A 10075-nucleotide genomic window follows, 5' to 3' on the forward strand; every position below is an offset into this window, starting at 1 on the left:
CTAACTACCAAGCGCGTGGGATGAAACTGTACAAAACCGAATGTGACAGTTAACTCAAACGTGATAGATCAAGTTGCTCACCGTCTATCGGTGGGCACCAGTAATAGCCAGTAGTTAAAGGACGACTAAATTGAAATAAGCCGTCCTCAATACCGTCTTCAAGGCCCAGCATCCGTTTTAACTGTACTTCAAAAGGATACAGGCTACTGGCAAAACAAACGAAATTAAGACCACAATCCTGACCTTTAATCCAAGGAAGGCTACGGCGTAACATAAAAGCTTCAGGACTAAAACTTTCTTGAGCGGTCCGGCGCACGTGGGCAAATGCCGGAGACTCTGGAAATTCAACGTTATCGCTTTTTCTGCGGCCAATAATATCATCTTGCTGCTGGTTAGAGAGACTGTTGAAGTGATCCAGTTGATGCTGCCACTTTTGCACAGCCAACATTGTTGAGCCCGCAATACCTTTATCACCGGTCATCGCTACTACATCTGGAGCCTCTGTTTCATCAGGATTTTCAGTGCCATCTTCATAACCGGTTAAATCACGCCCCTCACGATGACAAAAACCTTCAAGCTGCTCATTTAGGCTAAAGGTCGGTAACAACGCCGCTAACCATTGTTGCACTCGTAGCATCACCACACCAGGATCGCTACCACTCACTCTTAACCACAAATCATCTTGATTGGCGGGACTAATACGGTTTATGCCCTGCATACTCGATGCAGCTTTAAAACCTGGGATCTCTACTTCCAGCCGAGCCAATAAGGGCTGACCAAAACCCAGTACGCTGTCATCTAACTGATAAACCTTTGGCAGCTCAGCAAGACACGTCGCTAGAGTAGCGTGGTTAACCAGACTAAAGCGCAAAAAACTTGCGTAGCCATGTTCTGCTTTAAGAATTAAAGGTTGGATTAAAGACATAAATTACTCTCATGTAACAAAGATTGTTAAGCAGTATAAGTAATTTATTGTTGAAGTTATTTGATAAGAAGTAAATTAAAATGTAATTAAATCAACGAAAAATGCCTGATGCTATTCGCTATCAGGCATTCTAAGACATTTGACTCATAGTGTATTCTCGCTCAGTTTACTGTCGCTTTCCTCGAAAGCTAAGTGCTAAGCCCACATGTTCAAATGTGAGGATTAACGGTGAATGTTATTTGAATCAGTCGCCTTATTATAGCCAGCTGCTTTAGTGAAATAATACGTGGTATATAACGAACCAAAGTAATCAAACATAGTCTTGCTCCTAAGTAACTTCATTATGTGACTCAAGTCACACAACCAATATTAATGTGACATAGATCACATTGCAAGCCTAATTTTAATATTTGTTCAAAACTTACTCACATGCTACGTCGTTATTCAGTAATACGCTTTAACTAGGTGATCACCAAAGGCGAAGGATCAAACCCGAGCATAAGAAAACAACAAAAAAGCGCCTGAAAGAAGGAGCTCATTTCAGGCGCCGCTGGTAGATTGCTTCATCAATAGTGTCTCGAATGTTATTTAAGACATGCTATACACAGCCATTTTGGCTTAACGCTACGGCCTAGCTTTTGGCCCATTAGCTTAACGGTGAATGTCTTTAGTTGGCTGGCTATTAAAGCGGTATTCATCCGCCTTGTTGATGTAGTAGGACATATAAAGTACACCGAAATAATCAAACATAGTCTTACTCCTAATTCTCTTTATATGTGACACAGGTCACAGTTAAAACTTAACGTGACAAACATCACATTGCAAGTTTTTTTACATAAAAATCAAAGGAAAAGATTTAGTAGATTTGTGGGTCAAGACAGATGGGAAGAAAGATGAGGGAAAGAAAAGTGCCTGAAAGAGAGAACTCGTTTCAGGCACTGAGGTTAATTTGATTCATTACATTTATCTCTGTTGTCGTTTAGCCTGCTCTACGCATCCGAAACGAACAATAGTTGATAAAGCTGAACCAATGATCGGATGAAGAACCATATACCCACCTATAGTTAATGTGTCTAGCGGTGGATATCTTTGCGAGTTTCGCAATAGAAGTTGTAATCATCAGCTTTCTTAAAGTAATACGCCGAATAAAGTGCACCAAAATAATCAAACATAGTCTTGCTCCTAGTTACTAAAAGTAAATGTGCTTTGGAACTACCGTGATCCAAGTCACACTTACAATTTAGTGTGATAAACATCACATTTCAAGTGACAATTTGATTAAAATCAAAATTCACCAGAATCTGTCGCTGAAAAGATTTTCAACCGCTTAGCAATACAATAACTCACTGCTTTTATTACACATCCAGCATAAACAACTAGTTTGATTAGCATGACCAGGAAAGAAATAAAATATATTAAAATCAATAATATAAACAAACAAACCTAACAAAACCCTAACCTTAGCTATTAGTAGCTAGCCAGCGATAGTTCATCAAAATGCAAACATCTCATCACCAATTTGCTGAAGTCGGCCCTCTGCTGCACTTGATAGGTCTCGAATCAAGCAAGCTAGCTCATCTAGACCATCGGCAAGTAAGATTAAATTGTGACAAGCACAATTGATACGCACCTCAGTGATTTAACTCAATGAAAGAGTTATGGCTTATAAATAAACAAAACCCCCGCCAGGGCGAGGGTTATCTTAAAAGCTGACGCTAACTATTATAGAGAGATGCCGGCTTTTTCTAGGTCTGCCATTACCACTTTAGCGGGTAGTGGAACATAACCATCTTTTGCCACGATACCTTGACCTGTTTTAGACAGAATCATTTTTAAGAACTCGCGCTCCATAGGTGCTAGAGGCTTGTTAGGATGCTTGTTAACGTAAACGTATAAGAAACGAGATAGCGGGTATTTACCGGTTGCAGCATTGTCTAGGCTAGCTTCAATGTAGTCGTTGCCTTTCTTAGCCAGTGCCACCGCTCTCACGCCAGAAGTTTTGTAACCAATACCAGAGTAACCAATCGCATTCAAAGAAGAAGACACTGATTGAACAACAGAAGCTGACCCAGGTTGCTCGTTTACAGAGTTCTTGAAGTCACCTTTACAAAGGGCTTTCTTCTTGAAGTAACCGTAGGTACCGGATACCGAGTTACGACCGAATAATTGGATGTCTTTGTCTGCCCATGAGCCGTCTAGGCCTACTTGACCCCAACGCTCTGCTGGTGCACTTTCACCACACTTAAGAGTTGAAGAGAAGATAGCATCTACTTGGGCTAGGCTTAAACCTTCGATTGGGTTGTCTTTATGTACGAATACAGCCAAGGCGTCGATAGCAACACGAATAGCGGTTGGCTTGTAACCGTAACGCTTTTCGAAAGCTTCAATTTCTTTGCTCTTCATTTGACGGCTCATAGGGCCGAACTGTGAAGTGCCTTCAGTCAAGGCTGGTGGAGCAGTAGAAGAACCCGCTGCCTGAATTTGTACATTTACATTTGGATATTCACGTTTGAACTCTTCAGCCCACAAAGTCATCATGTTAGCCAAAGTATCAGAACCTACAGATGAAAGGTTACCTGAAATACCTGTAGTTTTTTTGTATTCAGGAAGCTTGGCATCCAGGCCAGCAGCAAGCACGGTAGTTGTTACTAAACAAGCAGAAATCGCTACTGCACTAAGCATCTTTTTAAATGTCATCTTTATCTCCATAAATGACGCGTTGATTTATTGTCGTCATGTAGTATTGGTGAATTCGATGACAATTATATTTCTACTTTGTGACAGTTATATGTCAGCTTATTTTATTTATAAAAAATCCCGATAAAATTTCATGAGCAAGCCGTAATAAAATGATTTTAAAAACATTATGAAACAAAGAGAAAAATAACCTAACAGTAAACTCATTGCGGCTGAGTTTGCTGTTCTATGTCTAAAGCGAGGGTATAAGCGATGTAGTACTTATACACATTTGATACGTAACGCACCGTCTCGCTGCCAATAATCCGCCCGGCAGCAATTTCTACGTTACCAAACCAACGGTTAGGATCTAAATCCATTTCTTCAGCTAAACTACGCATTCGCCGCATCTTAGTTGGCCCGGCGTTGTAAGCTGCCCAAATCAAAGCCATCCGTTCGCTATCTTCGATATTTTCTTGGTTAATATAGTGGGTACGAAGCCAATCGAGGTACTTAATTCCCGCCGCTATATTTTGCTCCGGATCAGAAAGGTCGTTATAACCCATCTGCTTTGCCGTAGAAGGCAACAATTGCATGATTCCGCGCGCTCCGCGATGGCTTACCTTAGAGTTATCTAAGCCCGATTCTTGATAACCCTGCGCCACAATAGCTAAGTAATCAAAAGCATATTCCCTAGCGTATTTTTTGAAGAACGGGGCGTAAAGATTAAATCGAGCGCGGTCTTGTGAATCAGCTAAACGCTTAACCCAAGCCGTATGCTCAAAATAGCGATTAAGTAAGGTATTGCCCAGTAAACTGCCCTGCTTCACTTGTTGATCAACAAAAGCCTGCAAGTTTTGCTGCAATTTGGGATTGTTTTGTCGCACAGCCCAACCCAAGTCTTGTCCTTCACTGGCACGAATGTGCTGATCAATACGTAGCTCGGTAAATAACTTGGCCCACAAGCGGGCTTTGTAGTCATCGACAATGGTGTAGTCCATGACACCAGCATTAACTAGCTCCAAAATATCTTCAGACAATAACTTGCTATCGGCTTCAATAATCTTAATCGGCTTCAATTTATTACGTTTAAACAGCCGATTAATGGTCGCTAAATGCTCAGCATAACTACTGCCCGCCATCACATAGATTTTTTTACCAGCCATGTCCCGCCAAGAGTTCGGCCGCTGACTGTCTTTGTGGCTAACCAAAATTTCGTTAATATCTTGAGCGTTGCCTAAGGCAAAACGCAGTTGCTGTTTGCGCTCTGGGGTGGCGGTTAAAAAGGCGGCAACAATGTCACCTCGGCCTTCGATTAAGGCGGGAATTAATTGATCAAAGTGAACAGGAACAATCTTAACCTTGGTTTTATTAACGTCTCTACGGATCCCTTTATTTAAAAACTTTTCATACAAATTCAACAGCTCCACTTGAATTCCCAAGGGCTGGCCATTGGCTAAATGAAAATCTGACTTACCATAGGTGACCAAGGCGCGAATGATTTTACGTTGTTTGATTTCTGCTAAATCGCCGGTGAAAGGCTCCTTAATATAGAAGGGAAAGTGCAGTAGGTCGCTGCTATTAGACTGACTTGAGGTTTCGCTCGCGGCGTAAACAGGCAATCCGGCGCCCACTATTAACCAGCTAAGCAGCACCAATACTCGACCAACAATCAATCTATTCAATAGCAACAACCCTTTTAAAATCAGTCCTATAGCTAGTATAAGCAGGATTTAACAAAAAGTAATTGCTTAAAAATAGCGCCCTCTCACTAAGAAGCCTCTTGGCTTGCCGTCTTTACCAGCAACTTCTTGGGAATAATGAAACTAAAAGTACTGCCCTTACCCACCTTACTCTTTATCTGAAGTTGGCTGTCATGATGCTGCAAAGCATGTTTCACTATAGATAGGCCCAAACCTGCGCCACCAGTGTCTCTTGAGCGCGCCTTATCGACTCGATAAAAACGCTCGGTTAGACGCTGTAAGTGCTTACGGGCAATCCCCGGTCCGGAATCTTTAACCGCAAATACCACTCCTGTAGGGATCGACGATAAGGTAACTTCAATCTCTCCGGGTTCACTACAATACTTAATAGCATTGCCCAGCAAATTACCACAGGCACTACGTAGCTGTTCTTGTTCACCCTTTATGCTGATATTTTCTTCAATCTTAAATTTAAAACTGAGCTGCTTGTCCTTGGCTAAACCTTCCACCTCTGCCTTTAGCTTGTGCACAATCGCAGAAAAATCTATCGGCTCAGAGCCATCTTCAAGTGACGCTGATTCGATTTTAGCCAAGGTAAGCAGCTGATTAACCAGGTTTTCCATGCGACTGCTTTGATCAAGCATGGTACTGCGTGCCTTGCCCCAAATCAGCGGGTCAATTTCGTCTTGGTCCAGCATTTCTAAATAGCCGCGCATTACCGTGAGTGGCGTTCGTAATTCATGGCTAACATTAGACACAAAGCGCTTACGCATTTTCTCTAATTTACGCAGTTGGCTAACATCTCGCACCACCAATAACAGCTGTTTTTGACTATATGGCATTGCACGAAACTCAAGCCATATGTCTTTTTCTACCGGGCTAATAATTTCTAAGGGTTGGTTAAAACGGCCTTTACTTAAGTAATGCACGAAGGCAGGGGTGCGGATCAAATTAGTTAAATGCTGTCCGGCGTCTGCTGGCCACTTTAAACCTAACAAGCTTTGCGCCAGCTGATTACACCATAAGATGGCACCATCTTGATTAATCACCACTATTGCATCAGGTAAAGCTTCGGCCCCCAAACGGAAGTATTTCATTAATTGCGCCAGTTCACGCTCTCGGCTCAAACGGCGTTTTAGCATATTATATATGCCGTGAAATACAGGCTCCCAACTACCGGCCCCATGCGGAGGTGACAACTTCCGTTGGTTATATAACCAATCTAACAGTTTATGTTGTTGGCTATACATCCAAGCAATATGAATTACAGCGGCCAACAAGCAGGCTTCTAAAGCGTAGCCGCTCAGCGCGCCCAAAACGAATAAAGGCGAGTACGCCAACGCGACTCGCCAAATTACCCGTTGCCATGAAAAAGGCACAAACATTGGTAACTATTTCATCCTAGTTGAAAAACGGTATCCTGAACCGCGAACAGTTTGTATTAGGCGGTCATAACCTTGAAGGCCGATGGCCTTACGCAAACGCCGTATATGAACATCTACAGTGCGGTCTTCGACGTACACATTAGTTCCCCAAACATTATTAAGCAACTGTTCACGACTATAAACGCGCTCAGGATGAGTCATGAAAAAATGCAGCAGTTTAAATTCGGTGGGGCCCATATCTAAGGGTTCATTTTCAACGCTAACCCTATGTGACACCGGGTCAAGGCGCAAACCCTGAACTTCGATGGTTTCTTCCAAGGAGGTGGGAGAAATACGACGAATCACCGCCTTAACTCTCGCCATTAATTCTTTTGGTGAAAACGGCTTGGTTAAATAATCATCCGCTCCCGCTTCCAAACCTTGTACCTTGTCTTCTTCTTCACCTTTGGCTGTCAACATAATCACCGGAATTTGTCGCGTCAGCTCATGACGGCGCATGTGCTTAATAATCGAAATTCCACTGCCACCCGGCAACATCCAGTCTAATAAGGCTAAATCGGGGTAAGGTTCGGTGAGCTTAGCAATTGCTTGCTCGTAATCAGCCGCTTCAATTGGCTCGTATCCATGCTGTTCTAGAACAAAGCATAACATCTCGCGGATCGGTGCTTCATCTTCTACAACAAGTATCTTCCTAGGCATTACTTTCATCTCAATCTAAGAAACTATGGCAATTATGCGACGTATTAATGACAGATTTATGACAAGCACAGTGTAAATCAAAGGATTAGACAAATACAACGCGAACCAAACCGGTGCAAAGTAAGGCAGAAGTCTTCAGCTTGCACCATAATTGTTCAATACCTTTTTCCCCACTTAGCTAACTACTGAGTTTTTTATAAGGTCTAAGCCCATGATAACAATAAGTTTTAATGTTTTTTTAATAAGCTAAGGCTTGGTTATGGCACTGCTCGTGCTTTGTCTTAGCCAAACATATTTCGTTATTTTAGGGGCAGCATGCAGTATTTCGCTCAGCAACTATCAACTACCAGAGGTTACCAAGGCGCCAGCAAGCTTTTGGTATTTACAGACTTAGACGGCACCTTATTAGACCATGATAGCTATAGCTATGAAGCAGCCTTGCCTAGCCTGAACCAACTCAAGCAGCTTAATGTTCCAATCATTTTTAATACCAGTAAAACCTTTATGGAGGTTTTGCAGCTGCAGAAAAAAATGGGTTTGCAACAACCCTTTGCCATAGAAAATGGCTCCGCCTTATGTATTCCGGCTGAAGGCGAGCTGCAAGCCGATGAGTTAAGCCCACTTAATGTGGGTAAACAGCACTGGAAATTTAAAACCTTTGGCCCAAGTTATCCCGATATTTGCCAGTACCTAAGTGTACTGCGCCAACAATATCACTTCCGCTTTCAAGGTTTTAATGACATGAATGTGAGCGAAGTGCAATTAAACACAGGCTTACCCAAATATGATGCCCAGCTTGCTAAACAACGCATGGCCTCAGAGCCCTTGTTATGGAATGACAGTGAAGACCAGCTAAAAATATTTATCAGCAAGTTAGAAGCGCATAACCTCGCCGTAGTCAAAGGCGGGCGTTTTTATCATGTCAAAGCTAAGTTCGACAAAGCCGATGCCATGCAATGGCTAAAACAGCTTTATCAACATCAATATCAGCATGAATTTACCACCATCGCATTAGGTGATAGTGAAAACGATAGAAGCATGCTTGAAAGCGCCGATATTCCAGTTGTCATTCCCCGCAAACACGATCCAGCACTGATGATCGACCACCCCAATTCAAGCCTAGCCTCTCACCCAGGACCGTATGGCTGGCATCAATCCATGCAACAAATTTTACATTCCTTACTAAACGGAGCATAACCATGGCTGATTTTTATCAAAACGGTATTGTGACTACCTTACATAACTTAACCGATCGACCGCTCGAAGAGTTAGAACAGGAGCTAATAGCGTTCTCTAAAGTCCGGCCAATGAGCTTAGTACTGCCGTCTTTATTTTCAGAACTCGAACGGCCAGCACTAGCTACCATTGTTGCCGAGTTAGCAAAAGTCCCCTACCTTAGTGAGATTATCGTTGGTTTAGACTGCGCCACTGAAGAGCAGTTTGCCTTTGCTAAAGATTACTTTGCCGAACTCCCCCAACATGTCCGCATTCTATGGAACGACGGCCCGCGCCTACGTGCTTTAGATGCCCAGCTAGCCGAACACAACTTAGCCCCAAAAGAGCCTGGTAAAGGCAGAAATGTTTGGTATTGCTTTGGCTACGCGTTAGCGTCGGGTAAGAGTAAGGCGGTCGGCCTGCATGATTGCGACATTATTACCTATGACCGCAGCATGTTAGCTAGATTAATGTATCCGGTAGCTAACCCGTTATTTAACTATGAGTTTTGTAAAGGTTTTTACGCCCGCCATGCTGATGGAAAGCTGAACGGCCGAGTGGCTCGGCTATTGGTTACGCCGCTACTAAAAGCCCTGAAAAAAATTGAAGGCTACGATGACTACCTCGAGTATTTAGACAGCTTCCGCTACTCGCTAGCTGGCGAATTTTCCATGCAGCTAGATGTAATTAATGATCTACGTATTCCCTCTGACTGGGGTTTAGAAATTGGCGTACTATCAGAAATTTACCGTAATCATTCCACCAACCGCATCTGTCAGGTCGACATTGCCGATGTCTATGACCATAAACACCAAGACCTCAGCCCGGATAACCTGGATGCAGGTTTAGCCAAAATGGCCACCGACATCAGTAAGGCCGTGATCCGCAAACTGGCGACTCAAGGCCATACCTTTAGCCCCGGCAAACTACGCTCATTAAAAGCCACCTATTTTAGAATGGCACTGGATTTCATCGATAACTACCACAGTGATGCGCTGATTAACGGCTTAAGCCTTGATCGCCACGCCGAAGAAGATGCGGTAGAACTGTTTGCCAAAGCGATTACCTCTGCCGGAGAAACCTTCTTAGAATACCCTTCGGCAACACCGTTTATTCCAAGTTGGAACCGAGTACAAAGCGCAGTGCCCGATTTCTTAGAACGCTTATATGAAGCGGTAGAAGCCGATAACTGTTAATTCTGCAACACACTAAAAGCTTGCCTTCTCTAGGCAAGCTTTTTATTGCTCGCCATATCTCCTTGTTATAATTGACGCGATAGACCATTCACCCCAGCTTTAAGGTAGCGAGGCAATACCATTCCAGCGTAACTCATTAACGCTCAACTTCATCTAACTGATGCTTTAAAGACCATTCCTCCCTACTTTAAGGTGTCAGGCAATACTATTCCAGCGTAGCGAATTAACGCTTAATATCACCAACTTGACGCAATTGCACCATAATGGTTATCAAAA

The 10075-nt window shown here is 43.0% G+C and carries 7 protein-coding genes; 2 read left to right on the forward strand and 5 right to left on the reverse strand.

Going from position 1 to position 10075, the window contains the following annotated elements:
• Nucleotides 1–49 precede the first annotated feature (49 nt).
• From ACQY6Q_RS06490 to phoB, 5 genes are all read right to left on the reverse strand, one after another.
• The gene (locus tag ACQY6Q_RS06490) at nt 50–925 is read right to left on the reverse strand and encodes a Dyp-type peroxidase (RefSeq protein ID WP_427979291.1); all 876 of its coding nucleotides are present in this window, start codon (nt 923–925) and stop codon (nt 50–52) included.
• Between the two features lie 1722 nt (nt 926–2647).
• Nucleotides 2648–3622 (reverse strand): PstS family phosphate ABC transporter substrate-binding protein, encoded by a 975-nt coding sequence (locus tag ACQY6Q_RS06495; RefSeq protein WP_427979294.1) that lies wholly within the window; start codon nt 3620–3622, stop codon nt 2648–2650.
• Nucleotides 3623–3825: 203 nt separating this feature from the next.
• Complete coding sequence (locus ACQY6Q_RS06500) at nt 3826–5286, reverse strand: transglycosylase SLT domain-containing protein (RefSeq protein ID WP_427979297.1); 1461 nt, start codon at nt 5284–5286, stop codon at nt 3826–3828.
• Between the two features lie 86 nt (nt 5287–5372).
• The gene (gene phoR, locus ACQY6Q_RS06505) at nt 5373–6689 is read right to left on the reverse strand and encodes a phosphate regulon sensor histidine kinase PhoR (protein WP_427979300.1); all 1317 of its coding nucleotides are present in this window, start codon (nt 6687–6689) and stop codon (nt 5373–5375) included.
• 6 nt (nt 6690–6695) lie between these two features.
• Entirely contained in the window at nt 6696–7388 is a 693-nt protein-coding gene (gene phoB / locus ACQY6Q_RS06510; RefSeq protein WP_055732242.1) for a phosphate regulon transcriptional regulator PhoB, read from the reverse strand.
• A gap of 315 nt (nt 7389–7703) precedes the next feature.
• Here phoB and ACQY6Q_RS06515 point away from each other — a divergent pair, with 315 nt between their 5' ends.
• Together ACQY6Q_RS06515 and ACQY6Q_RS06520 are read left to right on the forward strand one after the other, a co-directional pair.
• Nucleotides 7704–8585: an HAD-IIB family hydrolase gene (locus ACQY6Q_RS06515; RefSeq protein WP_427979304.1), complete on the forward strand. Its 882-nt coding sequence runs from the start codon at nt 7704–7706 to the stop codon at nt 8583–8585.
• A gap of 2 nt (nt 8586–8587) precedes the next feature.
• Entirely contained in the window at nt 8588–9799 is a 1212-nt protein-coding gene (locus ACQY6Q_RS06520) for a glycosyl transferase (RefSeq protein WP_427979307.1), read from the forward strand.
• Nucleotides 9800–10075: the final 276 nt, after the last annotated feature.

The organism is Agarivorans sp. (assembly GCF_050295395.1).
Classification (GTDB): domain Bacteria; phylum Pseudomonadota; class Gammaproteobacteria; order Enterobacterales; family Celerinatantimonadaceae; genus Agarivorans.

Coding starts and splice junctions, on each gene's coding strand:
- phoR (WP_427979300.1), bottom strand. CDS start 6,689: ATGTTTGTGCCTTTTTCATGGCAACGGGTAATTTGGCGAGTCGCGTTG.
- ACQY6Q_RS06520 (WP_427979307.1), top strand. CDS start 8,588: ATGGCTGATTTTTATCAAAACGGTATTGTGACTACCTTACATAACTTA.
- ACQY6Q_RS06515 (WP_427979304.1), top strand. CDS start 7,704: ATGCAGTATTTCGCTCAGCAACTATCAACTACCAGAGGTTACCAAGGC.
- ACQY6Q_RS06495 (WP_427979294.1), bottom strand. CDS start 3,622: ATGACATTTAAAAAGATGCTTAGTGCAGTAGCGATTTCTGCTTGTTTA.
- ACQY6Q_RS06490 (WP_427979291.1), bottom strand. CDS start 925: ATGTCTTTAATCCAACCTTTAATTCTTAAAGCAGAACATGGCTACGCA.
- phoB (WP_055732242.1), bottom strand. CDS start 7,388: ATGCCTAGGAAGATACTTGTTGTAGAAGATGAAGCACCGATCCGCGAG.